At 63.6% G+C, this 26,850-nt stretch carries 28 protein-coding genes; 19 read left to right on the top strand and 9 right to left on the bottom strand.

Annotated features, from left to right (window positions below; translation table 11 throughout):
* Nucleotides 1-176: 176 nt before the first annotated feature.
* Entirely contained in the window at nucleotides 177-629 is a 453-nt protein-coding gene (gene soxR / locus ACWPVA_RS12020; protein WP_454287913.1) for a redox-sensitive transcriptional activator SoxR, read from the bottom strand.
* Between the two features lie 86 nt (nucleotides 630-715).
* Between soxR and ACWPVA_RS12025 the strand changes: the two genes are divergently transcribed.
* Nucleotides 716-2,173 carry an MFS transporter gene (locus ACWPVA_RS12025; protein WP_454287914.1) on the top strand — a complete coding sequence of 486 codons (1,458 nt, stop codon included), beginning with the start codon at nucleotides 716-718 and terminating at the stop codon, nucleotides 2,171-2,173.
* A 123-nt stretch (nucleotides 2,174-2,296) separates the two neighbouring features.
* Nucleotides 2,297-3,340 (top strand): polysaccharide deacetylase family protein, encoded by a 1,044-nt coding sequence (locus ACWPVA_RS12030; RefSeq protein ID WP_454287915.1) that lies wholly within the window; start codon nucleotides 2,297-2,299, stop codon nucleotides 3,338-3,340.
* 52 nt (nucleotides 3,341-3,392) lie between these two features.
* On the opposite strand, the gene pdxH is transcribed toward ACWPVA_RS12030, so the two are convergent.
* On the bottom strand, nucleotides 3,393-4,013 hold the full coding sequence (gene pdxH / locus ACWPVA_RS12035; RefSeq protein WP_454287916.1) for a pyridoxamine 5'-phosphate oxidase: 621 nt from the start codon (nucleotides 4,011-4,013) through the stop codon (nucleotides 3,393-3,395).
* Between the two features lie 65 nt (nucleotides 4,014-4,078).
* On the opposite strand from pdxH, the gene ACWPVA_RS12040 reads away from it, so the two are divergent.
* The 4 genes from ACWPVA_RS12040 (at nucleotide 4,079) to ACWPVA_RS12055 (ending at nucleotide 7,506) form a co-directional block, all read left to right on the top strand.
* Nucleotides 4,079-4,528 (top strand): RT0821/Lpp0805 family surface protein, encoded by a 450-nt coding sequence (locus ACWPVA_RS12040; RefSeq protein WP_454287917.1) that lies wholly within the window; start codon nucleotides 4,079-4,081, stop codon nucleotides 4,526-4,528.
* Nucleotides 4,529-4,725: 197 nt separating this feature from the next.
* On the top strand, nucleotides 4,726-5,949 hold the full coding sequence (locus tag ACWPVA_RS12045) for a DnaJ C-terminal domain-containing protein (protein WP_454287918.1): 1,224 nt from the start codon (nucleotides 4,726-4,728) through the stop codon (nucleotides 5,947-5,949).
* A 123-nt stretch (nucleotides 5,950-6,072) separates the two neighbouring features.
* Entirely contained in the window at nucleotides 6,073-6,891 is an 819-nt protein-coding gene (gene fabI / locus ACWPVA_RS12050) for an enoyl-ACP reductase FabI (RefSeq protein WP_454287919.1), read from the top strand.
* A 24-nt stretch (nucleotides 6,892-6,915) separates the two neighbouring features.
* On the top strand, nucleotides 6,916-7,506 hold the full coding sequence (locus ACWPVA_RS12055) for a histidine phosphatase family protein (RefSeq protein WP_454287920.1): 591 nt from the start codon (nucleotides 6,916-6,918) through the stop codon (nucleotides 7,504-7,506).
* Between the two features lie 40 nt (nucleotides 7,507-7,546).
* Here ACWPVA_RS12055 and ACWPVA_RS12060 read toward each other — a convergent pair whose 3' ends face one another.
* Nucleotides 7,547-7,807 (bottom strand): DUF1344 domain-containing protein, encoded by a 261-nt coding sequence (locus tag ACWPVA_RS12060; protein WP_454287921.1) that lies wholly within the window; start codon nucleotides 7,805-7,807, stop codon nucleotides 7,547-7,549.
* A gap of 312 nt (nucleotides 7,808-8,119) precedes the next feature.
* Here ACWPVA_RS12060 and ACWPVA_RS12065 point away from each other — a divergent pair, with 312 nt between their 5' ends.
* From ACWPVA_RS12065 to ribB, 3 genes are all read left to right on the top strand, one after another.
* A complete protein-coding gene (locus tag ACWPVA_RS12065; RefSeq protein ID WP_454287922.1) occupies nucleotides 8,120-10,570 on the top strand; it encodes an EAL domain-containing protein in 2,451 nt (816 codons plus the stop codon).
* 139 nt (nucleotides 10,571-10,709) lie between these two features.
* On the top strand, nucleotides 10,710-11,804 hold the full coding sequence (aroC, locus tag ACWPVA_RS12070) for a chorismate synthase (protein WP_454287923.1): 1,095 nt from the start codon (nucleotides 10,710-10,712) through the stop codon (nucleotides 11,802-11,804).
* A gap of 13 nt (nucleotides 11,805-11,817) precedes the next feature.
* A complete protein-coding gene (ribB, locus tag ACWPVA_RS12075) occupies nucleotides 11,818-12,918 on the top strand; it encodes a 3,4-dihydroxy-2-butanone-4-phosphate synthase (protein ID WP_454287924.1) in 1,101 nt (366 codons plus the stop codon).
* Between the two features lie 90 nt (nucleotides 12,919-13,008).
* On the opposite strand, the gene ACWPVA_RS12080 is transcribed toward ribB, so the two are convergent.
* A complete protein-coding gene (locus tag ACWPVA_RS12080) occupies nucleotides 13,009-13,872 on the bottom strand; it encodes a DMT family transporter (RefSeq protein WP_454287925.1) in 864 nt (287 codons plus the stop codon).
* Between the two features lie 108 nt (nucleotides 13,873-13,980).
* Between ACWPVA_RS12080 and ACWPVA_RS12085 the strand changes: the two genes are divergently transcribed.
* Nucleotides 13,981-15,396 (top strand): aminotransferase-like domain-containing protein, encoded by a 1,416-nt coding sequence (locus ACWPVA_RS12085; RefSeq protein WP_454287926.1) that lies wholly within the window; start codon nucleotides 13,981-13,983, stop codon nucleotides 15,394-15,396.
* A 92-nt stretch (nucleotides 15,397-15,488) separates the two neighbouring features.
* Nucleotides 15,489-16,199, top strand: coding sequence for a hypothetical protein (locus ACWPVA_RS12090; RefSeq protein ID WP_454287927.1), 711 nt, complete (start codon nucleotides 15,489-15,491; stop codon nucleotides 16,197-16,199).
* A gap of 168 nt (nucleotides 16,200-16,367) precedes the next feature.
* Here the strand turns inward: ACWPVA_RS12090 and ACWPVA_RS12095 are convergent, their stop codons facing one another.
* From ACWPVA_RS12095 to ACWPVA_RS12105, 3 genes are read right to left on the bottom strand one after another with little or no spacing between them, the layout of a single operon-like run.
* Nucleotides 16,368-16,823 carry a DUF5680 domain-containing protein gene (locus ACWPVA_RS12095; RefSeq protein ID WP_454287928.1) on the bottom strand — a complete coding sequence of 152 codons (456 nt, stop codon included), beginning with the start codon at nucleotides 16,821-16,823 and terminating at the stop codon, nucleotides 16,368-16,370.
* 35 nt (nucleotides 16,824-16,858) lie between these two features.
* Complete coding sequence (locus tag ACWPVA_RS12100) at nucleotides 16,859-17,281, bottom strand: GNAT family N-acetyltransferase (protein WP_454287929.1); 423 nt, start codon at nucleotides 17,279-17,281, stop codon at nucleotides 16,859-16,861.
* Nucleotides 17,282-17,295: 14 nt separating this feature from the next.
* Complete coding sequence (locus tag ACWPVA_RS12105; protein ID WP_454287930.1) at nucleotides 17,296-18,483, bottom strand: winged helix-turn-helix domain-containing protein; 1,188 nt, start codon at nucleotides 18,481-18,483, stop codon at nucleotides 17,296-17,298.
* 673 nt (nucleotides 18,484-19,156) lie between these two features.
* Here ACWPVA_RS12105 and ACWPVA_RS12110 point away from each other — a divergent pair.
* The 3 genes from ACWPVA_RS12110 (at nucleotide 19,157) to ACWPVA_RS12120 (ending at nucleotide 21,090) form a co-directional block, all read left to right on the top strand.
* Nucleotides 19,157-19,837, top strand: a complete 681-nt coding sequence (locus ACWPVA_RS12110; protein ID WP_454287931.1) for an energy-coupling factor ABC transporter ATP-binding protein — start codon at nucleotides 19,157-19,159, stop codon at nucleotides 19,835-19,837.
* A complete protein-coding gene (locus ACWPVA_RS12115) occupies nucleotides 19,834-20,436 on the top strand; it encodes an energy-coupling factor transporter transmembrane component T family protein (RefSeq protein ID WP_454287932.1) in 603 nt (200 codons plus the stop codon). The genes ACWPVA_RS12110 and ACWPVA_RS12115 overlap by 4 nt, the downstream gene beginning before the upstream one ends.
* Before the next feature lie 90 nt (nucleotides 20,437-20,526).
* A complete protein-coding gene (locus ACWPVA_RS12120) occupies nucleotides 20,527-21,090 on the top strand; it encodes a biotin transporter BioY (RefSeq protein ID WP_454287933.1) in 564 nt (187 codons plus the stop codon).
* A gap of 69 nt (nucleotides 21,091-21,159) precedes the next feature.
* On the opposite strand, the gene ACWPVA_RS12125 is transcribed toward ACWPVA_RS12120, so the two are convergent.
* A complete protein-coding gene (locus ACWPVA_RS12125; RefSeq protein WP_454287934.1) occupies nucleotides 21,160-21,756 on the bottom strand; it encodes a c-type cytochrome in 597 nt (198 codons plus the stop codon).
* The gene (locus ACWPVA_RS12130; protein WP_454287935.1) at nucleotides 21,756-23,012 is read right to left on the bottom strand and encodes a PQQ-dependent sugar dehydrogenase; all 1,257 of its coding nucleotides are present in this window, start codon (nucleotides 23,010-23,012) and stop codon (nucleotides 21,756-21,758) included. Before ACWPVA_RS12130 ends, ACWPVA_RS12125 begins: the two co-directional genes overlap by 1 nt.
* Nucleotides 23,013-23,535: 523 nt before the next feature.
* Between ACWPVA_RS12130 and pqqA the strand changes: the two genes are divergently transcribed.
* The 5 genes from pqqA to pqqE are packed head-to-tail and all read left to right on the top strand — an operon-like array spanning nucleotide 23,536 to nucleotide 26,796.
* Nucleotides 23,536-23,631 (top strand): pyrroloquinoline quinone precursor peptide PqqA, encoded by a 96-nt coding sequence (gene pqqA / locus ACWPVA_RS12135; RefSeq protein ID WP_028736886.1) that lies wholly within the window; start codon nucleotides 23,536-23,538, stop codon nucleotides 23,629-23,631.
* Nucleotides 23,632-23,656: 25 nt separating this feature from the next.
* Entirely contained in the window at nucleotides 23,657-24,571 is a 915-nt protein-coding gene (gene pqqB / locus ACWPVA_RS12140; protein WP_454287936.1) for a pyrroloquinoline quinone biosynthesis protein PqqB, read from the top strand.
* Nucleotides 24,534-25,334 (top strand): pyrroloquinoline-quinone synthase PqqC, encoded by an 801-nt coding sequence (gene pqqC / locus ACWPVA_RS12145; RefSeq protein WP_454287937.1) that lies wholly within the window; start codon nucleotides 24,534-24,536, stop codon nucleotides 25,332-25,334. Before pqqB ends, pqqC begins: the two co-directional genes overlap by 38 nt.
* Complete coding sequence (pqqD, locus tag ACWPVA_RS12150) at nucleotides 25,331-25,684, top strand: pyrroloquinoline quinone biosynthesis peptide chaperone PqqD (protein WP_454287938.1); 354 nt, start codon at nucleotides 25,331-25,333, stop codon at nucleotides 25,682-25,684. Before pqqC ends, pqqD begins: the two co-directional genes overlap by 4 nt.
* Nucleotides 25,681-26,796, top strand: a complete 1,116-nt coding sequence (gene pqqE / locus ACWPVA_RS12155) for a pyrroloquinoline quinone biosynthesis protein PqqE (protein WP_454287939.1) — start codon at nucleotides 25,681-25,683, stop codon at nucleotides 26,794-26,796. Before pqqD ends, pqqE begins: the two co-directional genes overlap by 4 nt.
* Nucleotides 26,797-26,850 lie beyond the last annotated feature (54 nt).

A 26,850-nucleotide genomic window follows, 5' to 3' on the forward strand; every position in this document is an offset into this window, starting at 1 on the left:
CCAAGAATGGGGCGACAATCGTGCAAGCGCGAGAGCGACCCACAAGTGTTAACCAAAAGTTTCACGTCCGCACCTAACAAAAGGTAAATGTCGCGAGGCTGGATCCGGGGATGCTCATTTGAGTGCGGACGTCGCTCACCGGTGGTCAATCGCGGAGCGGGGCGCAGCTTGCGGCCTTACCGCCCAATTTCGCCACTCTTTTCAGCGAGGGCTACGGGTCCCTGCCCTTCTTCGCCCAGCCGATCGTCGGGGTTGATCACCGCGCACCGCGTCATGGACAGGCAGCCGCAGCCAATGCAACCGTCGAGGCTGTCGCGCATCGCCTCGAGCATGCGGATACGGCGATTGAGTTCGCCCGACCAGCGGGTGGCGATCTTGTGCCAGTCATCGTGGTCCGGTGCGCGGTCTGCCGGCAGGACGGAGAGCTGATCGGAGACCTCGGACAAGGGCACGCCGATCTGCTGAGCCACCTTGATGAGAGCGATGCGCCGAAGAACGGATCGATCGAAGCGTCTTTGATTGCCGCCTGTCCGATGCGCCGCGATCAATCCCTTGCGTTCATAGAAGTGGATCGCCGACACGGCGACGCCGCTACGCCTGGCTATTTCGCCGACGGTCATACCCTGCATTTTGTTGGCCCCTCGCCTCTTTACCTCAACAATGGTTGAGGTTGTAGCATCCCGCATGATCGAAATCCAACAGGGGAAATGAAGTCATGGAGCCAACGACCGAGACGACGAACGACGCAGATACGCTGGTTGCCGGCGCTCTCGACCAACGATTGGATATAGCAGTGAGCGGGCGCTGGATCGAACTGCTCGCACCGCGCTATCTCGCGACGACGACCATGCTGTGCATGGGGGTAGCGCTTTATGCCTTCAACGGGTTTCTGGTAAGCACGGTCCTGCCGACGGCAGTCGGCGAGATCGGTGGGGCGGAACTGCTCTCGTGGTCGGTGACCCTCTATCTGGTGGCTTCGATCGTGGCGGGCGCCAGCGCCGCGCTGCTCAAGCAACGATACGGCGCAAGGACCATTCTCTTTGCCGCCGCCCTGGTCTTCCTGGTCGGAACGCTGGCGGCTGCCCTGGCCTCCGACATGAACACCGTGCTGTGCGGGCGGATCTGCCAAGGGATCGGCGAAGGGATCATCGCCGCCATCTGCTATGCGCTGATTCCGGAGATGTTTCCGCCCGCGCTGGTGCCAAAGGTGTTCGGGGCCGAGGCGAGCGTCTGGGCGGTCGCCGCTTTCGGCGGGCCTGTGCTTGCCGGTTCCCTGACGGAAGCCTTTTCCTGGCGGGTGGCCTTTCTCGTAAACGTGCCGCTCATAGCCCTCTTCCTGTTGCTCGCAGTCGTCCGCGTGCCAGCGGGAGCCGAGGCTGGCCGGCGGCTGCAATTCCCGACGCTGCGGCTGACCTTGCTTTCGGCCGGTCTCGTTTCCATGCTGGTGGCAGGTCTTGCTGGCTCCATATCCGTCACGGCGGCAATGGTGGCGGTATCCCTGCTGATGGTTCTCGGCGCCGTTCGCCTCGACCGGCGCGCGCAGGATTCGATCTTGCCGCAAGGGGCATTCTCCACACGGTCGCCGCTCGGTCTCGGGTTGTGGGTCGTCCTGCTGATGCCGCTCTCGCAGGCGACGAGCAGTGTCTATCTCGTCTATTCGCTGCAATATCTGTTCGGCTACCGCCCGACGTTGGCCGGCGCGCTTGGCGCACTGATGGCGATCAGTTGGAGCATTACGGCGATCGGCGTTGCTAACCTGAGGACCAAACGATCAAAACAGGTCGCGATATGGTTTGGGCCCATGCTGCTGGTGCTGGGTTTTGCGACCCTTTCCGGCGCAATCGGGACGGTGAATTTCACCATGCTTGCAATCGCGCAGGTCATCGTTGGCTCAGCCTTCGGATTGAGCTGGGGTTATCTCAGCCAGATGCTGATGGATGTGACCCCGGACCATGAGCGCGACAAGACTTCGGCGCTCTTGCCGACACTTCAATCGGCAGGCTTTGCGCTCGGCGCAGCGTTTGCAGGTCTCAGCGCCAATGGCGCAGGGCTTGCCACGGCACAATCCATCGATACGATGCGCGGGGTGTTGACCTTCACCTTCGCCATTGCGCTGGTCTGGGCCGTCCCTGCCCTCCTGGCGGCCCGTCGCGCGGTCCGGCTTCTGGCCTGAGTACCTTGGGTCGCGCCAATCAGAAAGACATCAAAGAGAGCACGCATCGGCCCTTCAGCAAGGTTTAACGCGCATCTGCTAGGGATGGTCAATGATGTTGCCCCGCAAAACCAAGGAGGGACGATGAAGGCGATCCTGAAAGGCTTTCTGCGCAAGGCCGTGATTTCCGGCGGCCTGGAGGCATCCCAGATCCTCAATCGGCTCGGCGCGATGCGCCAGGCGCGTGGTCGCGGCGTGATCTTCACCCTGCATCACGTGCGTCCCTACCTGTCGTTGCCACTCAATGCGAATGGTCATCTCGAGATCACACCGGAGTTCCTGGACACGGCGATCCGGCGGTTGAAGGCCGAGGGCTACCAATTCGCAGCGCTCGACGACGTTCCTCGTCTGCTCGCGGCCACCTCGGACGGACCGCCCTTTGCCGTCTTTACCCTCGATGACGGCTATCGTGACAATGCCGAACATGCCCTGCCTGTCTTCGAGCGTCACAATGTACCGTTCACGGTCTTCGTCACCAAGGGTTTTTCCGAACGCAGTCATACGATCTGGTGGGAAACCGCCGAGGCGCTGTTGAACGCGACCGACCGCTTCACGATCGAGACCGACGAAGGTCCGAAAACCCGCAACATCAGGAGTATCCCCGCCAAGCGGGCGGTCTGCGATCTGACCTGCGACGGGATCTGCGGACCGCAGGAGCCATTGGCAATCGCAAGGCTAGATGCGGCCGCGCGCAGCGTCGGCATCGCCCCGGAGGCGATCGTTGCCGAACTGGTGATGACGGCGGACGAGTTGAAGACGCTGGCGCGGCATCCGCTTGCCAGCCTCGGCGCCCACACGATCAGCCACCGGGCAATGGACTTTCTCGATGATGCGGATGCGCTGAACGAACTGGCCGGCAGCGCCGACTATGTCGAAGCGCTGACCGGCCGCAGACCGACAAGCTTCGCCTATCCTTACGGCGATGAACGAAGTGCATCGAAACGTATCGCCGCACTTGCTGCCAAGGCCGGCTTCACCCTTGCCGTGACGACCAGGGCTGCGACCCTTGACGATGGAGCGCTTGCCGAGCCGCTGCTTCTGCCGCGCGTCTCACTCAACGGCTACTACCAGAAGCCACGCTATGTAGCGGCGCTCGCCTCCGGCATTCCCTTTCGACTAACCGGCTGATCCGCGCAACCGCATGGACGCTGGCGGCAGATGCGCCGGCCTGAACTTCCGCTCAAGGATACATCCGCACCTTGTGCCACGGCGCATCCGGCGTCTCGCGGCGGAATTCGATGCGGTCGTGCAGGCGGAACTTGCGGTCGTGCCAGAACTCGATCGACGTGGGCTTGATGCGGAAGCCGGACCAATAGGACGGGCGGGGAACATTGCCCAATGCGTAGCGGGCGGCGTATTCGGCAACAGATTTTTCCAGTGCGAAGCGGCCTTCGAGCGGACGCGATTGCTTCGAAGCCCATGCACCAATGCGGCTGCCGAGCGGGCGGGACTGATAATAGGCGTCTGCCTCCTCGTCCGAAACGACCTCGACCTCGCCGCGCAGACGCACCTGCCGTCGCAGCGATTTCCAATGAAAGCACATCGCCGCCTTTTTCTGGCCGAGAATTTCCTGTCCCTTCTGGCTCTCGAAATTCGTGTAGAACACAAATCCCCGGGAATCGAATTCCTTCAGCAAGACCATGCGCACGTTGGGCAGACCGTTCTCATCAACGGTAGCAACCGCAACTGCATTGGGATCGTTGATCTCCGAGCCCTCGGCGTCCTTCAACCATGCGCCGAACAGCGCGAAAGGTTCGTTTTCCTCAGTGAAGTCACCGCTTGTTAACCCAGTCTCTGACATATTGGCTCAAATGCTCCCGAACTCTTCAATATTGCCCAAGGTCTGGACATTGGACAGGACGCCCATTGAGAGACATAGCAAAGTCGAACGAGCGCAAAAAGGGCGAGCCGTTGGGTAAGAGCCGATTACTCATCGTTCTCGCCACGACACTGCCGATCAGCGGTTGCTTTGGCGGCGGCATGGACCTGTTCGGCTCCGACGTCGATCGATCGATTTCCACCCATACCGTCTCGACAAGAAAATCCGATGAGGGCCGTTCCGACGAACTGACGGTACAAAACGCCGTCTCTTCCGCCGATCTTTCGCGTGCCGGCAACCCTTTGCCCTGGGCCAATGCAGCGACCGGCAGCGCCGGCGTGGTGACCACGATCCAGGAGCAGAAGGCCAATGGCGTCGTGTGCCGCGACTTCTCCACGACTCGCCATTCCTACGAGGGCATCGCCTCTTTCTCCGGCAAGACCTGCACCACAGGCTCCGGTCAATGGCAGTTGATGAGCTTCGACCGGCGGCCCTGAGCCTGGCCGCGGACGGACACGCGGACTTGGCAAAAGGCAAGAGTGCCGCGACCGCGTAACCACTGATTAGCTTCTTGCTGCAATAATCATCCGCATTGTGGACCGGTACGCCAGGAGCATGGCAGGCCGGTAGTTGTTTCATGCCGGCGCGTCCGCACGAGCGGAGACGCGCCGACCTTTGTCAATTGGTGACCCAGATGCGCGATCTCTATTCAGTGCTCGGCGTTAAGCGCAATGCGGGAGCTGAGGAAATCAAGGCGGCTTGGCGGACGAAGGCGAAGAGCGTTCACCCCGACCAGAACCGCGACGACCCCGAGGCCAATCAACGCTTCACCGAAGTCGGCCGCGCCTACGAGGTGTTGAAGGATCCGGCCAAGCGCAGCCGCTACGACCTGCAACGCAACAAGGTCGAGGCGCTCGAGCGCGAGCAGACGATCATGCAGCAGCGCCAGTCTGCCCGCGAGGCGGCCGAGAAGGCCAAGATCGCCAAGGCGAATGCCGAGCGGATTCTCGCCGAACTCGCCCAGGCAGAAGCCGAGAAGGCCAAGGCCGACAAGCAGGCTCAGGCCGCCCAAGCCGCACAGGCCAAGTCGGAAAAGCCTCAACCTGACGCGACGCCGTCGCCAGCTCCGGCTCAAGGTCAGGCCCAGGCTCAAGCTCAAGCTCAAGAGCAGCCCCAGAGCAAACCCAATGGCCCCGGAGAAAGTCCCGAAGATCTGGTCTCACGCATCTTCGGCAATACACCCGAAGCAGCCGCCGCGGCAGAGACCCTGAGGCGCGAAGTGGAGGCCGATGCCGAACGAGCCGAGAACGACCAATCGTCCGGCTCCGCCAGACCCGCTTCGATCCTCGCGCCGATCGAATTGTTGAGCTCGTTTGTGCGGCGTATCCGTGGCATCCAGCCGCCGCCGGAAAAGGCGCCCGACCTGGTCGTTGAAGCCACCGTGACGATTGACGATCTGCTGGCTGAGAAATCCGTCCCCATCACACTATCCGACGGCCGCGAGTTGCGCGTCCCTCTCGAGGGCGGCGTCACCCAGGGGCATGTGGTCCGGCTCAAAGGCCAGGGCCTGAAACTTCAGGGCATGGGTCGGGGCGACGTGGCGGTCACGGTGCGGGTTGCCAAGGACGAGAAATTCACAGTCGACGGCTACGATCTCAAGACGGTCCTGCCCATCACGCTGGAAGATGCGGTTCTCGGTTGCGACGCAAAGGTCGAAGCGCCGAACGGTCCGCTCGACATCACCGTTCCCGCCTGGTCGAGTTCGGATCAGGTAATTCGTATCGACGACCTCGGCCTGCCGAACGGCGAAGGCGGCCGCGGCGCGCTGGCGGTGGAACTGCGCGTCATGCTGTGGGAAAAGCCGGACGACAAAGTGACCGATCTTATGCGCGTCATGCGAGAAGGTCTCTTTTTATGAAGTATTTGTGACGACCACACCCTTTGTTACGCCGCCTTACAGTTGATGATCCGATGCAATCTTGAACCGTGATCCCGGCTATGCCATAGGCAGGGTCAATTGAACGTCTTAGGGAAGTAGAACATGGTTCAAGGTTCCGGCCTCATGGCAGGCAAGCGCGGCATCATCATGGGCGTCGCAAACAATCGCTCGATCGCATGGGGTATCGCCAAGGCCTGTCATGAACAGGGAGCCGAAATCGCTTTCACCTGGCAGGGCGAAGCGCTGAAGAAGCGCGTCGAACCGCTGGCTCAGGAACTCGACGCCTTCATGGCCGGCGATTGCGACGTCACCAATCTCGACAGCATCGATGCCGTCTTCAAGAACCTCGAGGACAAGTGGGGCAAGATCGACTTCGTCGTGCATGCCATCGCCTTTTCCGACAAGGACGAACTGACCGGCCGCTACATCGAAACGACGCGCGACAACTTCGCCCGGACGATGGACATTTCCGTCTACTCGTTCACTGCGGTCGCCGCGCGCGCCGAGAAGATCATGAACGACGGCGGCTCGATCATTACGCTGACCTATTACGGCGCCGAGAAGGTCATGCCACATTATAACGTCATGGGCGTCGCCAAGGCCGCGCTCGAGGCCTCCGTGCGCTATCTCGCCGTCGACATGGGCGGCCGCGGTATTCGCGTCAACGCGATCTCGGCCGGCCCGATCAAGACGCTGGCCGCTTCCGGCATCGGCGACTTCCGCTATATTCTCAAGTGGAACGAGTACAACTCGCCGCTGAAGCGCAACGTGACGACAGACGAGGTGGGCCGCTCGGGCATGTATCTCCTGTCCGACCTATCGACCGGCGTGACCGGCGAGGTGCATCATGTCGATTCCGGCTATCACACCGTCGGCATGAAGGCAGTCGACGCGCCGGACATCACCGTCGCCAAGGAATAGTTCTCCGATTCGAGGTCGCATGCCGTGCTCATCTATTTGATCCGTCACGGCCAGACCGACTGGAATGCCGAGGGTCGTCTGCAAGGGCAGAAGGACATCGGCCTCAATGAGAATGGACGGCGCCAGGCAAGCGAGAACGGCCGGCGTCTTGCGGAGGAACTGGGCGAGAGCGCGGCGGAGTTCGACTATGTCGCCTCGCCTCTCGGCCGGACGCGCGAAACCATGGAGCGAGTGCGCGCCGCCATGGGTCTCGATCCTTCGGCCTATCGCACCGATCCCCGTCTGATCGAACTTTCCTTTGGTGACTGGGAGGGTTCGACGATCCCCGAATTGCAGCGTTTCATGCCCGAACGGGTGGAGGCGCGGGCGAGGCAGAAATGGGACTTCATTCCGCCGGGCAAGGACGCCGAAAGCTACGAGATCCTGTCGTGGCGCGTCGGCGCCTGGTTGACATCGGTAGAGCGGCCGACCGTCTGTGTCAGCCATGGCGGCATCGTGCGCAGCGTCTTTCGCATCATCGGCCGATGGAGCGGCGACAAGGCCTGCGAGATGAATGTGCCGCAAGACCGCATTCTCAAGATCGACCGCGACGGCGGTCTGATCGACTGGCTTTGACGCGCCTTCCGGCCGGCCTCAGGCGCCGGGGAAACAGGCCTTACTGCACAATTTCCAGATCATCGACGACCCGCTTGCCATCGACCTCGGTGTAGAACACGATCACCTTTACGCCGCTTTCGAGACCGTCAAAATTGAACTCCGCAGGCAGGGAATAGGTTTGTCCATCGTCCAATACCAGGCTCAGGTTGTCGACGTTCACCGCCTGGATGGTTGCCTCGACATCGTTGCTGGCCGCCAGCACGCTGAGCGGCGAGAAGAAACTCGCGGTCGCCAGAAGCAGTGCAATCATCATACGCATGCGGGGTACCTTCGCCACTTTCGACAGTTTCAGGACGTGTTTCAAAGTAGGCCTCCAGAATGTGGCAAAAATCGCCCGCAACAGTGACATTTTCGGTGCGATTGATGAACGCAAATACCGCGACGCTCAACCAGCCGTAGCAAGCGCAGATTGCTTCGCGTGACTTTGGCGAACACTTGCGCACGGACCGGCGTTGCTGCAAATCGCCGTCGCGCGGGCGAATTTAGTCGCATGACGACACTATTGTCGATTCAATTCTATATTAACCGCGACCGGCTAGGATTTCCCAAAGAACCTGGGGACACTCCTGACTTGAGCATTTTAGACAGAACCTGGCGGAGCCATTGGGCACGCATGCCCGGCGCGGGTGTATTCCTCGTCATGGGGCTGATCGCCAGCCTGAGCATTATTGCCGTCACTGTGCTGCTCGACCACATCAGCGGCTTCGCCGCCGGCATCAGCATGATCGTGCCGGTCTCCTTGACCCTGCACCTCTTGCGCGAACGCAACCGCCACAAGTCGCAGTCGAAGGCACGCGAGGAAAAGCTGCTCGATCTGTCGCGGCGCTTCAACCTCGCCATGGAAACCGCCAATATCGGCATCTGGGAAGCGAACGAAGCCGAGGCTCTGCTGTCGTGGGACGCGCGGGCAGCAGCCCTGCACGGGCTTCCGGCCCAAGACGGCTCCGATAGCATTTCCCATTGGTACTCGGTCATTCACCCCGAAGACGTCCCGGGCGTCGAAGCCGCATTCTCCAAGAACATGCGCGCCGAAGCCAGCCCCACCTGGGACATCGCCTATCGGGTCATTCTTCCAGACGGCACAACGCGTCACCTGCGCTCGGTCGGCGCCTATTCGAACGGCGAGAACGACCCCAGGCGGCTGACTGGTATCGTCTGGGATGTCACCAAGGACACGCTGTTTACCCAGACCCTGCGCGAAGCGAAGGCGACCAGCGACATCAAGAATGCCGAGCTCGAGCTGGCGCTCGACGAGCTTTCCAGCCGCGAACACGAACTCTCGGAACTCTCGCACAAGCTGGATCTGGCGCTCGCATCGTACAATTGCGGGATATGGGAAGGCGACCCGGTGACGACCAACGCCGTCTGGGACGAGCGGATGCACCAGCTGTATAATCTGCCTTTCAGCAACCAGCCGGTGACGCGGCAGCAATGGCTTTCGGCGCTCCATGCGGACGACCGGCAGGAGATATTGCTTGCTACCAACCGCGCCACCAGTTTCGGCACGACCGTCAACACCATCCAGCGCATTGTCCTGCCCAACAACAAGCTGCGCTATGTCCGTTCTGTCGGACAGGTCCATGTCGGCAGGGACGGCAAGAAGAAGATCATCGGCATTGCCTTCGACGTGACGGCAGACGCCCTGCTGGCGGAACAACTCAGAGCGGCCAAGACGGACGCCGACAGCCGCAACATGGAACTGGAACTCGCCAAAAATCGCATTGAATACAACGCCCTGCACGATCCGCTGACATCGCTCGCCAATCGCCGTAAGCTGGACATGGAACTCGACGAGCTTGGCCAGTCCGGCCAAGGCCACCGCACCCGTTTCACCATCCTGCATCTCGACCTTGACCGCTTCAAGGAGATCAACGACACGCTTGGCCATGCGGCGGGCGACGCCATGCTGGTGCATGCCTCGAAGGTGCTTGCACGCAACGCGCCGCGCGGCGATCTGGTGGCGCGGATCGGCGGCGACGAATTCGTCATCCTTGCCCGCAGGGCGGCCACGGCGGACGAAATCGCCGAACTGTGCGAGCGGATCATCCAGGAGATGAGCAAGCCGATCGATTTCGAGGGCTTTTCCTGTCGCTGCGGCATTTCGATCGGCATCGCGCAGGCCTCCGGTATCGCACCCGACGCACGCCGCGTGCTCGTAAATGCCGACATCGCGCTCTACCAGGCCAAGGAAAAGGGCAGGAACTGCTACGAGTTCTTCACCCCCGACCTGCAAGCCAATATCGTTTCCAGGAAGCGCATGGCCGACGAGATCCTGACGGGCCTCGAGCGCGACGAGTTCACCGTCTGGTACCAGCCGCAGTTTGAAGCCGCGACAATGGAGCTCTCCGGCGCCGAGGCGCTGGTGCGATGGAACCACCCGGACAAGGGCGTGCTTGCCTCCGGCCATTTCATCAAGGTCGCCGAGGGACTGAACGTCATGGCCCGGATCGACCAGCTGGTGCTGGAAAAGGCACTCCGCGACCAGATGTGCTGGACGGCGCTCGGCGTGAAGGTGCCGCGCATTTCGGTCAACGTCTCGTCGAAGCGCCTGCACGACGCCACCCTCGTCGAGCAGCTGCATGGCCTTGCCATCGACCCGGGCGCCATCTGCTTCGAACTGGTGGAATCGATCTTCCTCGACGAGAGCGACGACGTCGTCACCGAGAACATCGAGAAGATCAAGGCGCTCGGCATCGACATCGAGATCGACGACTTCGGCACCGGCCACACCTCGATCGTCAGCCTGCTCAGGCTCAAACCCAAGCGGCTGAAGATCGACCGCCAGCTCGTGATGCCGATCGTCAACTCGCCGCAGGAACGTGCCCTAGTGCGCTCGATCATCGAGATTGCCCGTTCGCTTGGCGTCGAGACGGTGGCGGAGGGCGTCGAGAGCCTCGATCATGCGGGTCTGCTGCGTCAGCTCGGTTGCGACTACCTGCAGGGCTATGCCTTCGCCAGGCCGCTGCCCTTCGACGAGTTCAACCGCTTTGCCAAGGGCTATCCGCAGCGAAAGGCCTCGTGAGCGGATCGCCGATCTCGAACGCTGCGTCTCCAAGAAAGGCTTGTCGCGCCGGGCGCTTTTCCACTATGAGTGAGCCCCAACAAAAGCCGCGGCGGCGCGCTGACATCCAAGTGCCGCCCGAACGTTCCGGTGCTTAGCCATGTCGCACAATACTTTCGGTCATCTGTTTCGCGTCACCACCTGGGGCGAAAGCCACGGGCCGGCGCTGGGAGCCGTGGTCGACGGCTGTCCGCCCGGCATCCGTTTCACCCTCGACGACCTGCAGTCCTTCCTCGACAAGCGCAAGCCCGGCCAGTCGCGCTTCGTGACGCAACGCCGCGAGGACGACCTGGTCAAGGTGCTCTCCGGCGTGATGCCGCAGGACGACGGATCGATGATTTCCACCGGCACGCCGATCTCGCTGATGATCGAGAACACCGACCAGCGCTCCAAGGACTATGGCGACATCGCCAAGCGCTATCGGCCGGGCCATGCCGACTATACCTATGACGTCAAATACGGCATTCGCGATTATCGCGGCGGCGGACGCTCGTCTGCGCGCGAGACGGCGGCCCGCGTCGCCGCCGGAGCCTTGGCCCGCCTTGTCGTTCCCGGCGTCACCATTCGCGGCGCGCTGGTGCAGATCGGCAAACACAAGATCAACCGGGCCAACTGGGACTGGGCCGAGGTAAGCGAGAACCCGTTCTTCGCGCCGGACCCGGAAATCGTTCCCGTCTGGGAGGCCTATCTCGACGAGATCCGCAAGGCCGGGTCCTCGGTCGGCGCGGTGATCGAGGTCATCGCCGAGGGCGTGCCCGCCGGCATCGGCGCGCCGGTCTACGGCAAGCTCGACCAGGACATTGCCAGCCTGCTGATGTCGATCAATGCGGTCAAGGGCGTCGAGATCGGCAACGGTTTCGCCTCGGCCGAGATCACCGGCGAAGAGAACGCCGACGAGATGCGCATCGGGCCGGACGGCAAGCCGGTGTTTCTTTCCAACCACGCCGGCGGCATTCTCGGCGGGATTTCCACCGGTGAACCGATCGTGGCGCGCTTCGCCATCAAGCCGACCTCGTCGATCCTGACCGAACGGCGGTCGATCGATGCCGACGGCAACGAGGTGGACGTGCGCACCAAGGGCCGCCACGACCCTTGCGTCGGAATCCGGGCGGTTCCTGTCGGCGAGGCGATGCTCGCCTGCGCCATTGCCGATCATTATTTGCGAGACCGCGGCCAGACCGGCCGACTGAAGTGACGAGGACTTTCCCATGAGCTATGACCAGAGCCGCGTCGTCGACGCCATCCGCGCCTTCGAGGCCGGCGAAATCGTCGTCGTCACCGATGACGACGACCGCGAGAACGAAGGCGACCTGATCGTCGCCGCCGTGCATTGCACCGCCGAGAAGATGGCCTTCATCGTGCGCCACACCTCGGGCATCGTCTGCGCCCCCATGCCGAAGGAGGAGGCCAAGCGCCTCAACCTCAACGCCATGGTCGCGGAAAACGACAGCGCCCACACCACGGCCTTCACCGTGACCGTCGACTTCAAGCACGGCACGACCACGGGCATTTCCGCCGAGGATCGCACGCTGACGGTCCGCAATCTCGCCAACCCGAATGTCGGCCCGGCCGATTTCGTCCGTCCCGGCCACATCTTCCCGCTGGTGGCGCGCGAGGGCGGCGTGCTGATGCGCTCCGGCCATACCGAAGCCGCCGTCGATCTCTGCAAGCTCGCCGGGCTTCCGCCGGTCGGCGTGATCGGCGAACTGGTCAACGACAACGGCACCGTCAAGCACGGGCCGGAGGTTTTTGCCTTCGCCGAGGAACACGGGCTGAAGCGCGTTTCGGTCGCCGACCTCATCGCCTATCGCCAGCGCAAGGAAACGCTGATCGAGCTTGCCTCGAGCTTCAGCATAGAGACGCCCTATGGCCCGGCCAAGGCGCATGCCTATTCCCTGCCCTGGGACCCGATGCAGCATCTCGCCGTCGTCTTCGGCGATATCCGCGATGGCGTCGACATTCCGGTGCGCCTGCATCTCGAGCATGTCGGCACGGACGTGTTCGGCAAGGACCGCCAGATCGACGAGATCATGAAGAAGATCGCCGCCAAGGGCCGCGGCGTCGTCGTCTACCTGCGCGAAGGCTCGGTCGGCGTCGGCATCTCGACCACGGCCCGCACCGGCCTGCACGAGCGCGAAGCCCACGAACAGGCGCAGGCCCGCGACAGCGAATGGCTGGAAATCGGCCTCGGCGCGCAGATCCTCAAAGACCTCGGCGTCAGCTCGATCCGGTTGCTGGCCTCGCGCGAACGCCATTATGTCGGGCTGGAAGGCTTTGGCATTCGGATCAGCGCGACGGAGATTGTTTGATCTGCCGGCATTGACAGACTAAAAATGCCCCCGGTTCGCCGGGGGCACATATGGCCTTCCCTATAGCCGCTCCGCACGCTGCAACAAACTCTATCGGGCGAAGCGTTTTGCCCCGGCGACGCAGGCCACCACGGCGGCGGTGACCGCGACCATGGACCCGCTCACCGCCTCGCCGAGCAGGCCGGCCGCCAGCACCAGGCCGAAGAAGGGCTGCAAGAGTTGCAACTGGCCGACGGCGGCGATGCCGCCCTGGGCCAGGCCGCGATACCAGAAGACGAAGCCAATCAGCATGCTGAACACCGAGACATAGGCAAGGCCGAGCCAGGCCGGCTGGCCCGTTCCGGCAAAGGACCGCGGCATGGTGGCGAGCGCCAGCACTGCCATGACCGGCAGGGAGAGCACGAGCGCCCAGGAAATGACCTGCCAGCCGCCGAGCGTACGGGAAAGTTTTGCGCCCTCGGCATAACCCAGCCCACAGACGATGATGGCGCCGAGCATCAGCAGGTCGCCGACCGGCGAGGCCGTCACGCCCTGCAGCAGGGCAAAGCCCGCGACGAGCAGGCTGCCGAGGCCGGAAAACAGCCAGAAGGCCGGCCTTGGCCGCTCGCCGCCGCGCAGCACGGCGAAGCTGGCGGTGGCCAGCGGCAGGAGCCCGACGAAGACGATCGAATGCGCCGAGGTAACGTGCTTGAGGGCAAGCGCGGTCAGCAGCGGAAAGCCGACGACGACGCCGAGCGCGACGACGACCAGCGAAATCAGCTCGCTGCGCTTCGGCCATTTCTGGCGGAACACCAGCAGCAGGCAAAGCGCCAGCGCGCCGGCGATGGCCGCGCGGGCCACGGTCAGGAACACCGGGTCGAAATCGGCCACGGCCACCCGGGTGGCGGGGAGCGAGCCGCTGAAGATCAGCACGCCGAGAAAACCGTTGATCCATCCACTTGTCGTCTTGTCCATCATTCCCATCCTTATTGACCGCCGAAAGGATAGGCGATCGCGGATGGATTCTTCAGAGACAGTGCATTACAGTTTTGCCGAACTGTAATGGTCGCGAGAGCAGTACACATGCTGGACAAGATCACGCGCGACGACGAAGGCGACGGCGAAGACGGCACGCGCGTCGGCCGCGTCATGGGCGCCATCCGCCAGAGGATCGGCGGGCGCACGCTGGCGCCGGGGGCAAGGCTGCCGTCGATCCGCGGCTTTGCCAAGGTCATGGCGGTCTCCACCTCGACCGTGGTCGAGGCCTATGACCGGCTGGCGGCCGAGGGGCTGATCCAGTCGCGGCCGGGCTCCGGCTTCTATGTCGCCGGCCACCCGCCGCCGCTGGTGCTGGCGGAGATCGGCCCGAGGCTCGATCGCGCCGTCGACCCCTTCTGGGTGTCGCGGCAGTCGCTGGAGGCCGGCGCGGACACGCTGACGCCCGGCTGCGGCTGGCTGCCGGCAGCGTGGATGCCGCAGGACGAGCTGCGCCGGTCGCTGCGCCAGCTGACGCGGGCCGACGACACGGTGCTTGCCGACTACGGCTCGCCGCTCGGGCTTCCGCCGCTCCGCCAGCTTCTGTCGCGGCGCATGGCCGAGCGCGGCATCCAGGCGGCGCCGGACCAGATCATGCTGACGGAATCGGGCACGCAGGCGATCGACCTGCTCTGCCGTTTCCTGATCGAGCCGGGCGACACCGTGCTGGTCGACGACCCCTGCTATTTCAACTTCCTGGCACTGCTCCGCGCCCACCGGGTCAAGGTCGTCGGCGTGCCCTATACCGCGACCGGCCCGGACATCGCACTGTTTGCCGAAGCACTCACCGAGCACCGGCCGCGCCTCTACATCACCAATTCGGCGCTGCACAATCCGACAGGTGCTACGCTTTCGCCGGCGCCCGCCCACCGGCTGCTGAAACTCGCCGAGCAATCGGGCCTCACCATCATCGAGGACGACATCTTTGCCGATTTCGAGCCCGAGCCGGCGCCGCGCCTTTCGGCCTTCGACGGGCTCGACCGGGTGATCCATATCGGCAGTTTTTCCAAGACGCTGTCGGCGGCGGCGCGCTGCGGTTTCATCGCCGCCCGCCCCGACTGGATCGAGGGGCTGATCGACCTGAAGATCGCCACGAGTTTCGGCGGCAATCCCGTCTCCGCCGAACTGGTGCTGAACATCCTCAAAGACGGGACCTATCGCAAGCACATCGCCACCTTGCGCGACCGCCTGTCGCGCGCCACAGGCGAGACCAACAAGAAGCTTCGGGCGCTCGGGCTCAAACCCTGGCTCGAACCGCGCGGCGGCATGTTCCTCTGGTGCCAGCTGCCGGACGGCCTCGACGCCGCCGACGTCGCGCGCCGCGCGCTCGCCGACAAGATCGTGCTCGCCCCCGGCAATGTCTTCAGCGTCTCGCAGACGGCGACGCGGTTTTTGCGGTTCAATGTGGCGCAGTCGAGCGATCCGCGGGTGTTTGCGGCGGTCGAGAGGGCGATGCGGCGGTGATGGGGGGCAAATGTACTAAATTTCCAGGCGCTTGTTTCCCTTCGACCCGAAGCGGATATCCTGTTTGACTAGGAATCTGCTAAGTGTGTTGGATGGAGACGATCGAACAGAACCTCGCCAATTGGCGGACATCGCTCATGGAAATCATCCCGATCGGTGGCTTGATTTCACGCAACGCCACTGCGTACAAGTGGAAGGCTCCTTTCCGATGCTGGATGTTAAGAGAGCTGACGTTCTGGCGGCTAACAGATCTGCTGACACAGTCATGTGTATTGTATCGACAAGGACATGGTCTTGGCGCTCGCATCTTGCTTCGCAGCGGCTTCGAGACGTTAGCAATACTGCTCTATCTGAACCAGATCCTTGAGCAAGTGCTTGAAGGTAATCTCGATTTCCACATGTTCTCCCGGAAGACCAGCATTCTCCTCCTCGGTTCGCGCGATGGCTCGACAGAGCACAATGCACTCAACATCGTCACCATCCTCAACAAGTGCGACAAGAGGTATCCCGGTCTCGTAGAGCTCTACGGCAACCTGTCGGAAAGCGCCCACCCGAATTATGAGGGCATGGCTGCTGGCTATTCCACGGCGAACAACGATGAATACGAAACGCGCTTCGCGAACCGATGGATGGATATCCACGGGGAGCGCCACCTCAACGTGATGAGGCTTTGCATGGAGACGTTTCACCGCGAATACGACGACGTGTGGCCAAATCTTATGGAGAAGCTGGAGAGTTGGATCGCTACGCATGATGCCCATCTAGAAGCTACTAAGAACGATCCGCTGCCGAATGGTGCGTAAATAAGCCAGAAACACAAGCGTTCTCGCGAATTAGGAGCACTAGCTTGCGCACGAAGCGTACCAGGCTCGGTCCCTACTCCCGCACTGGCCCCTCACCCCAGCCACCCCTCGCGATACACCACCCGCTCCAGTTCCGCCTCGACCGTCTCCAGCCGCCCGGTGAACACTTCAAGGCACGATGAGGCCGCCGTGATAGTCGAGACGGTAGACGTCGCGGCCATCTGTCAGGATGCGCTCGATGCCCGTGAAGCTGCAATGATCTCCCTCGCTTTCATCCCTGTAGCGGTAGTCGCCGACCTCATGCTCGAAACTGCCGAGGAACCGGCCTTCGGCATACATCAGCGGCAACACCGTGCGGATGACTGAGCCGGCGCGACTGCCGTCGATCACGGATGGATCCAGGATGCGGCCGTAATAGTTCATGGCCCAGGTCGGATTGCCGTCGAACCACACGACTTCCTGCCCGAGAAAATCCGTGCCGCCGAAATAGCTGTCGAGATAAGACCAGGGGCCCCGTTGATAGGCAATGTCATGCGATCCAGCGCGCGACGAGAGGCCGGCGGCGCGGCCACCCACATAGGCCGCCGCCTTCGCCTCTACAATGAATACGTGCAATCCTTCCATCGATCTCACTCCTGCCGGCAGGCAAGGCCTGCGGATCACACCACTTCGCGAGCCATGCCGACGGAGCGGGGGGCGGTCTCTTCGAAACCGAACTGGGCACAGAGCCGGTTCGCCGGCACGTCGGCGATCAGGCTGACATAGGCGGATTTCGGCAGCCTCGCGATGAAATCTGCGAGCGCCTGCATGATCCATTTCGCGAGCCCCCTGCCCTGATGGGCGGGTTCGATGGCAATGTCGGTCACCTGGAAGAAGCAGCCGCCGTCGCCGATGATCCGGCCCATACCGACGACCGCGTCGCCCCGCATCAGGCAGACGCCGAAGACGGAGTTCGGCAGGCCCCTTTCCGCCGCCTCCCTGGAAAAGGGGCTGAGGCCGGCGACCTGGCGCAGGCGCAAGTAATCCTCCATGCCCGGCACGCGGGCCTCGATGCGGTAGCCGCTGTTGTCTGTCTCGGACATTCCCATTCCTCCCCTCATCCCAACCATCCCTCGCGATAGACCACCCGCTCCACGCCAGCGAACTTCGCCAGGCGCACCAGCTCCGCCTCCAGCTTCTCCAGCCGCCCGGTGGACGGTTTGACGCTCTTTTCCAGCCACAGTCGCTTGACGTCGAGCACGCCCGCCTTGCGGTTGGCCTTCATGTCGATGCGGCCGATCAGGCGGTCGGATTCCAAGAGCGGGAAGACGTAGTAGCCGTATTCGCGCTTCGGTTCGGGGACAAAAATCTCGATGCGGTAGAAGAAGCCGAACAGGCGTTCGGTGCGGTTGCGGTCGCGGATCAGCGGGTCGAAGGGGCTTAAAGTGCGGATGCGGGCGGGCGGCTCGGGCGGGTCAAGCAGCGCCGGCAGGCTTTCGGCAAGTGCGAAGGAGGCGCGCGGCTTGCCGTCGACCGTCTCGATCGAGACCTCCTCCAGCTCGGCGCGGTGGTCCTCCACCCATGCTTTCGCCTCCTGCGGGGTGACCAGATCGAAGAAGGCGGCGATTTCGCCATGGGTGGCGAAGCCGAGCCTTGTCAGCGCCTGCCGGCAGGCCCAGTCGATGAAGACGTCGTGATCGACCTCGGCGGCAAAATGATCGGGCGGGATGACGCGCTCAGAAAGGTCGTAGACCTTCTGGAAATTGTCGCGGCCGGCGATCGCCAGCTTGCCGGTGTGCCAGAGGAATTCGAGCGCGGTCTTCGACGGATGCCAGTTCCACCAGCCGCCCGACTTGTGGTCCTCGGCCTTGACCTCGCGCGCCATGATCGGGCCGCGCGCGCGGATCTTCTCGTAGGTCTCGTCGAAGGCCTGGTCAAAACCCTCGCCCTGCCATTTCGCCCAGTTTTCCAGGATGCGGGCCTCGCGCCGCACGAAGCGATGCTTCCAGTAGGGAAAGAAGGCGGAGGGGATGATCGAGGCGTCGTGCGTCCAGTGCTCGAAGAGCGTGCGGTCTTTTTCCAGAAGCGCGGTCAGGTGTTCCGGCCGGTAGGTCTGGTTGCGCGAAAAGAGGATCTGGTGATGGGCGCGCTCGACGGTTGAGATGCTGTCGACCTGGACGAAGCCGAGGTCGTGGATGAGGTCGTAGAGCCCGGCCTTGCCGAGCGCCAGATGCGGCGGACGAGACAGCCCCTGCCGTTCGAGGAAAATCCTTCGCGCCTGCGTGTTGGTGATGGGAATCGCCATGACACCGAGGGTAGAGGATGTTCATGGTATGTTCAATGGTCGATGCGAGGTTTGGTGCTCCTGTTTCGCCGCAGGGTCGGGACAATTGCCCCTCACCCCGCCCTCTCCCCGCAAGCGGGGCGAGGGAGACGAAACGCTGCAGCAAGCTCCTTCTCCCCAGCTCCGGCAGGGCCATCGGACATGGAACCTGCGGCGGCGCGGCATTCTCAACCCTCCCCCTTGTGGGGAGGGTGGCCGGCAGGCGGGAGGGGTTTTGCTGCGGAGCGAAGACCCCTCCCCGACCCCTCCCCACAAGGGGGAGGGGCTCCACCTGCCGACCCATGCCTTCCTATGCGATTGCCCTGCCGCTTGCGGAGTGAGATTGGTCGGCCATGCAGACAAATGGATCCGGTCAATCGATTGCAGCGACGCACGCCAGTGCGCCAGGCGATGGGACGGGACGGCAATCACACGTCCCTTCTCCCCGCCTGCGGGGGTGAGGAAGGGTCGGCGCAGCCGACGAAACGATCCAGCGAATCGTTTCGAATGACGAACGCCCTGAGCCCAAGTGAAGGGCCGGCAAAGGTGCCGACAGGCGGATGAGGAGCCGCCCCACGCCAACGCCGGCGCATATTCCCCTGCCCCGCCCTTCGGTCTATAGAGACGCCTCAGACACCCGCGGGGACTTTTACGCTTGCAGATCACATTCGACCGGGCAGAGGTGCGCTATGGCACGCAGACGGCGCTTCATCCGCTGTCGCTCACACTCGCCGAGCGCCGCATCGGGGTGATCGGGCTCAACGGGTCGGGCAAGACGACGTTTGCGCGGCTGATCAACGGCCTCGTCAAGCCGTCGGCCGGCACCGTATCGCTCGACGGGCTCGACACGGTGAAGGATCACAAGGCGGTGCTATCCAGGGCCGGCTTCATCTTCCAGAACCCGGCCAACCAGATCATCCTGCCGATCATCCGCGACGACATCGCCTTTGGACCGAAGAGCCGTGGCCTAAAGGGCGGCGCGCTCGACCGGGCGGTCGATGCGGTGCTGGAACGCTTCGGCATAACCCATCTCGCCGGCCGGCGGCCGCACGAACTGTCCGGCGGCGAATTGCAGCTGGCGGCGCTCGCCGCCGTCGTCGTCACCGAGCCGGAGCTGGTGATTTTCGACGAGCCGACCAACCAGCTCGACCTGAAGAACCGAGCCATGGTCAAGGCTGCGATCGAGGGGCTGGAGCAGCAGGCGATCGTCATCAGCCACGATCTCGACCTGGTCGCCGGTTTCGAACGCGTGCTGGTCTTCCACCAGGGGCGGATCGCCTTCGACGGCGCGGCCGGCCGGGCCATCGCCCGCTACCGGGAGGTCGCGCTTTCATGAGAAGCCTGCATGTCGCCGGCCACAGCCTGATGCACCGGACGAAACCGGCGGTGAAGATCGCGGGGCTGGCGCTGATTGCCGTGCTGATCTTCCTGACCCGCGATCCGCGTCTTCTGGTGCCGGTGCTGACCGCCGCGGCTATGCTCTATTTCACCCTCGGCCAGCCGCTGCGCGCGGCGCTGTCGCCGCTCAAGCCCGTCTTCCTCACCATCGCCATCGTCGGGCTCTTCCATCTGCTGCTGACCAGCGCCGAGGAGGCGATGGTCACCGTGCTTCGCCTTTCGACGCTGATGCTGCTGGGGGCGGCGGTAACGGCGACGACCACGGTCTCGGCCTTCATCGAGACGATCACCAGGGCCGCCGCGCCGCTCGAGCGGATCGGCCTCGTCAAGGCATCGGACATCGGCCTCTCGGTCGGACTGGTGGTGCGTTTCGTGCCGGAAATCCTTTCCCGCTACGAAGCGATCCGCGAGGCGCACCGGGCGCGCGGCATCCGCCCGAAGATCTCAACCATCCTTGGGCCGCTGATCATCGCCACCCTCAAGGATGCGGATAATATCGCCGAGGCCATTGACGCCCGGGGCATTCGGGGGCAGTGACGTTTTCCGCTGGGGAAAATTCCGGTTTCACATCTGTCGCTTTCGCAAGCCCACGTGATGGCTTTGCCCGACAGGCCCAAGGGAGACATCATGCAAACTCGTGACCTCGTCCTTATCTCACTGTTTGCCGCGATCATCGTCGCACTCGGCTTCGTTCCGCCGATCACGCTCGGCTTCATTCCCGTGCCAATCACCGCGCAGTCGCTCGGCGTCATGCTGGCCGGCGTCATTCTCGGCGCCCGGCGCGGGGCGCTCGCCGCCGTGCTGGTCATCCTGCTGGTGGCGATCGGCCTGCCGGTGCTGTCCGGGGGCCGCGGCGGCCTTGCCGTCTTTGCCGGGCCGACCGTCGGCTTCCTGATCGGTTGGGTGCCGGCGGCCTTTGCCACCGGCCTGATCGCCGAACGCTTCGCCCGTCCGGGCCTGTCCGCAGTGGCCCAGACGTTCGGCTTCTTTGCCGCGGCGGCACTCGGCGGCGTCGTCGTGCTCTATGTCTTCGGCATCGGCTATCTGGCCTTCGGCGCCGGCTTCGGCCTCGAAAAGGCCTTCCTCGGCTCGATGGCCTTCATTCCGGGCGACCTCATGAAGGCCGCGATCGCCGGGCTTGCCGGCCGCGCCGTGATGGTCGGCTATCCGCTGCTGCCGCAAAGAGCGTGAGCCGGGTTTGACCGAGGTCTTCCGAGGCCTCGGCAAATTCCCGCGGGCCTCTTCCCCGTACGCGGATCCTTATTTGACCGGTGCGATCTCGATTCTGGTCGCCGCATACCATTCCGCCACGGTACGGATATCCGTGTCGCTCAGCCCGGCTGCGATTTCCGACATCACCGGATGCGTGCGCTTGCCGGTGCGGAAGGCCTTGAGCTGCGTGTCGATATAGATCGCGTTTTCCCCCGCCAGGTTCGGTGCGTCCTCGATCCTGGCGAGACCATCCGCGCCGTGGCAGGCGACACAAGCCTCGGGCGCCATGTCCCCGGTCTTTCCGGGTGCGAGCGAAGCACTCACATCCTGCGAGGAATACCAAGCCGCCAGATCAGCGATGCTCTGGTCATCCAGGCCCCGGGCGACGACCGACATCATCTCGTGCACGCGCGTCCCTTCGCGGAAGGCGGTGAGCTGATGCATGATGTAGTTCGGATTCTCGCCACCGATATGCGGCGCGATCGGTATCTTGGCCAGACCCTCTATCCCGTGGCAGGTGCGGCACAATCCCGCCTTCTTGCGCCCCGCCGCGGGATCGCCCGTAAGGTCTTGAGCCAGCGCAACCGGCGCGAGGGCTTGGGCGAGGAGAACCCCGCCCAGACCGAGTATGGTGATGCCCCGCATCAATTGCCTTCGTACCAGATGCGGTAGATGGCGCCGGCCAGATCGTCAGACACCAGGATCGATCCGTCGCGCAGCTGCGCGATATCGACCGGACGGCCGAGGTATTCGCCGTTCTCGTCGATCCAGCCCTCGGCGAAGGGCTCCGCGGTAGCCTTGCCGTCGTCATCTATGGTCGTCACCATCACCCGAGCGCCCACCGGCTCGGTGCGGTTCCACGATCCGTGCTGCGCCGAGAAGATGGCGTTCTTGTACTTCTCGGGGAACATGTTGCCGGTATAGAAAGTCATGCCAAGGTCGGCGGCATGGGCCACCATCTCGACCGCCGGCATGGTCACCTCCACGGGCACGTCCTGACCCTCATATTCCTTCGTGCGGACCGAGCCGCCGCCATACCACGGATGGCCGAAGTGCTGGCCCATTGCGGTCTGGCGGTTGATCTCGCCGGGCGGAATGTCGTCACCCATGCCGTCGACCTGATTATCGGTGAACCAGAGCTCGCCGGTGACCGGGTGGAAATCATGCCCGACCGAATTGCGGATGCCATAGGTGAAAACCTCGCGTCGGGTGCCATCGGTATTCATGCGGATGATGCCGCCGATGCCCCATTTGGTGTTGGTCTCGAGATTTTCCGGCAGAGCCACGTTGAACGGTTGGCCCAGCGAAATGTAGATCTTGCCATCCGGCCCGATCTTGCAGACGCGGGCCGTGTGGTTGAAGCTTTCCTGTTCCGCCGGGATCAGTTCGCCCTTCTTCACCAGGTTGAAGGCCGCGACATCGGGGCTTTCATAGAAGAACTCGGCAGCGGGGAACAGGAGGACGCGGTTCTGTTCGGCGATATAGAGGAAGCCATCCTTGGAGAAGCATGGCCCATTCGGGATCGAGAATTGCAGTGACGGCGCGAAATCCTTCACTTCGTCCGCCACACGGTCCTTGTTGCGATCCGTGACCGACCAGACCTTGTCCTTGCGGGTCCCGACGAAGACCACGATGCCCTGCGGGCCGACCGCCATGTGGCGGGCATCGGGAACGACGGCATAGAGCCCGATCTTGAAGCCCGGCGGCATCTTGATCCGCTCAAGGTTTTTCTTGATCCCGTCGGCATACTCACCTTTCTGTTCGACGAAGGTGAATGCGGCGGCACCCGTGCTCTGAAAATTCGAAAGCTTCTCCAGATTGTCGGGCACAGCAGGCGTTTGCGCAGACGCAAGGCCCGCCGAAAGGGCAAGCGCTGCGGCGGATGACAGCAGATGTCTCATGATTTTCCTCCCAGATTAATCACAGTCGTCATGCGCACGCCACGCGTTGCGGGGCATGCCGAGGTGCATTCGCATCTTGTCGTTTAATCAGGATAGTCGTAGCGCAAATGCCTCCCAACACGCACTACATGCAGAGTTTAGGAATCGATTTCTTCTCGAGTCAATTGGTTTGTTTGAGAGCACCGGCCAAGAAGAATATGCGCACCTTGGCCTCCAGAAGGCCTTCTTGCGCTCAATGGCCTTCATCCCCGGGCGACCTGCTGAATGCCGCGATCGCCGGCCTTTTCCGCCGCGCCGTGATGGGCGGCTGGCCGCTGCTGCAGCAGCGCGCCCGTGCCTCCTGTGGGGTAGAGAGTGTCCAAAACCGATACGTTTATCCGTGTTGCAGACTGCGAACCTGCCCCCCTAAGATCGCAAGGCTTGGAGGAGTGTCCAGCCGGCAGCCTTCCGATCTTTCGGAAAATCGGCGTTTTGCTCTCGCAAAGGACAACAAGCGCGCTCTTCAACCTTGGGAGGAAGTACCATGAAATGGAATGCCCCTAAATTCGTCGAGGTCAGCTGCGGCATGGAAATCAACCGTTACGCCCCTGCGGACGGCGACGAGCCTGTGCTGTTCTGATTGAACGGTGACGGGGCACGAGGCGATGGCGCAAGTTCGTTTCCTCGTGCTCGGTGCCGCGGCCGGCGGAGGCCTGCCCCAGTGGAACTGCGGCTGCCCGAACTGTCGCGCGGCGCGTGATCCGGCGTCGGGCCTCAAACCCCAGACGCAATCGTCGCTGGCGGTCAGCCCGGACGGCGAGCGATGGGTCGTGTTCAACGCCTCGCCCGACATCCGCACCCAGATCGAACGCAATGCCTGCCTCCATCCCCGCGCGCTGCGCGACAGCCCGATCAGAAGCGTGGTCGTCACCAATGGCGACATCGACCATATCACCGGGCTCCTGACGCTGCGGGAAAAGCAGAGCTTCACGCTCCATGCCACGGCGGCGCTGATGGAGACGCTCGGGCAGAACCCGGTCTTCCAGGTGCTCGATCCCGCGCTCGTGCAGCAGCGGACGGTCGGCCTCGACATGCCGTTTTCGCCGCTCGACGGGCTTGAGATCCGGTTGTTCGCCGTGCCCGGCAAGGTGCCGCTCTATCTCGAAGGGGCCGACCTGAAGCTCGGCCAGGAAACCGACGACACCGTCGGCGTCGAATTCCTGATCGGCGACAAGCGCGCCTATTACATTCCCGGCTGCGGCTCGATGCCGGCAACGCTTGCGCAGAGGCTCGAGAATGCCGACCTCGTCTTCTTCGACGGCACCGTGTTCGAGGACGACGAGATGATCGTTGCCGGCGTCGGCAGCAAGACCGGACGGCGCATGGGGCATATGCCGATCCATGGCGAAGGCGGAAGCCTCGCTGCCCTGTCGGCCCTGTCGATCGGCCGCAAGGTCTACGTCCACATCAACAACACGAACCCGATCTGGCGCGCCGGGCCGGAGCGCGATCAGGTCGAGGCGCAGGGTTTCGAAGTCGGCCATGACGGAATGGAGGTCACCCTTGCAGCCCACTCCTGACAGAGAACAGTTCGAGGCGCGCCTGCGGGCGATCGGGGCGTCGCGCTATCACGACAAGCACCCGTTTCACCAGATGCTGCATGGCGGCGGCTGTTCGATGATCCAGGTTCGCGCCTGGGTGATCAATCGCTATTACTATCAGAGCCGCATCCCGATGAAGGACGCGGCCTTCCTGTCGCGCTGCGAGGATCCGCAATTGCGCCGCATCTGGCGCAGCCGCATCGAGGATCATGACGGCGGGGTGGACGAGGGCGGCGGCATTCGCCGCTGGCTGAAGCTGGCCGAGGCGGTCGGGCTCGATCCGGATTTCGTCGCCTCGACCCGCGGCGTACTGCCGGGCACGCGCTTTGCCGTCGATGCCTATGTGCATTTCGTCCGCGAAAAGCCGCTGCTCGAAGCGGTCGCCTCATCGCTCACCGAGCTCTTCGCCCCGGCGATCCACGAGAACCGCATTGCCGGGCTGCTCAAGCATTATGCCTTCGCCGACGACAGCGCGCTCTCCTATTTCCGCCAGCGGCTGAACGAGGCGCCTGAGGACGTCAGGTTCGGTCTGGCCTTCGTGCTCGACCATGCCGACACGCTGGAGAAGCAGGACGCGGCGGCCGCCGCGCTCACCTTCAAGACGGATGTCTTGTGGTCGCAGCTCGATACGCTGCATTCGGCCTATGTGGCGCCGGCGCGCATTCCGCCCGGCGGCTGGGACGGGCGCGAGGGCGTGACCGGCGCGATCGACGAGAACCCCTTGCGCGGGGCGGCGGAATGAGCGGCGAAGGGACGGCCCCAAGCGCTGGCGAGAGCCCAGTAGAAACCGCCGAGGCTGGCGGCACCGGCGTCGCCGTGAGCGGCGCAACCGTGGCGCGGCTGGCGCGCGGCGTGCGGCTGCGCGAGGACCCGGTACGCGGCCAGACCGTGCTCTTGGCGCCGGAACGGGCGCTGGCGCTCGACGAAATCGCGGTCGCCATCGTCAAGGCGCTGGACGGGACCCGCGACCTCGATACAATCGCCGCGGATTTTGCCCGTCAGTTCGATGCGCCGCAGGATCAGGTGCTCGCCGACGTGATCACCTTCATCCGCGAGTTTTCCGACCGGCGCCTGCTGGAGATCGTCCGATGAACGAACACCCCTCACCCGTCCGTTTCGCCGCCCAGCGCCCGCCACCGCCGATCGCGCTGCTGGCGGAACTCACCCATCGCTGTCCGCTCGCCTGTCCCTATTGCTCCAATCCGCTGGAGCTTTCCCGGGCCTCGGAAGAGCTTTCGACGGAGGAATGGATCGACGTCTTCCGCCAGGCGGCCGAACTTGGCGTGCTGCACCTGCATCTCTCTGGCGGAGAACCCGCTTCGCGCCGCGATCTGGTGGCGCTCACCAAAGCTGCGTCCGGCTTCGGGCTCTATACCAATCTCATCACCTCCGGCGTCGGGCTGACAGAGGCGCGCATTCAGGAACTTTCGGAGGCCGGGCTCGACCATCTGCAACTGTCCATCCAGGGTGTCACGCCGGAAAAGGCCGATCTGGTCGGCGGCTATGCGGGCGGCTATGACCGCAAGATCGCCGTCGCCGGCTGGACCCATGCGGCCGGCATTCCGCTCACCGTCAACGCCGTCTGCCACAAGCAGAACATGGACGAGATCGAGGACATGGTAGGACTTGCCATCGAACTCGGCGCGCGGCGGATCGAGATCGCCACCGTGCAGTTCCACGGCTGGGCCGAGCGCAACCGGGCCTCGCTCATGCCGACGCGGGCACAGGTGGAAGCGACCACCGCCTTCGTCGCGGAAGCGCGGACACGCCTCGCCGGAACGCTGGTGATCGACTATGTGCCGGCCGACCACCATTCGCGCTATCCGAAGGCCTGCATGGGCGGCTGGGGCCGCACCGGGCTCAACGTCAATCCGGCGGGGCGCGTTCTGCCCTGCCATGCGGCCGAGACCATACCGGGGCTCACCTTCGACAATGTGCGCGCGAAGGCGCTTGCCGAGATCTGGCTCGAGGGTGCAGCCTTCAACGCCTATCGCGGTGACGACTGGATGGCCGAACCCTGCCGTAGCTGCGAGCGCAAGCACATCGACTTCGGCGGCTGCCGCTGCCAGGCCATGGCGCTTGCCGGCGACGCCACCGCCACCGACCCAGTCTGCATCCGCTCGCCCCTCCACGCCGCACTTGCGGCGGCCGCCGAAGAGGACGGCGAGGCCGAGCCCGGCCCCTTCGTCTATCGGGGACGGTGAGATCCACGCATCGTCTCTCCCGCTTTCGATGACGGAGTACAGCGGGCCGACCAG

The sequence above is a fragment of the Rhizobium arsenicireducens genome (assembly GCF_964021225.1).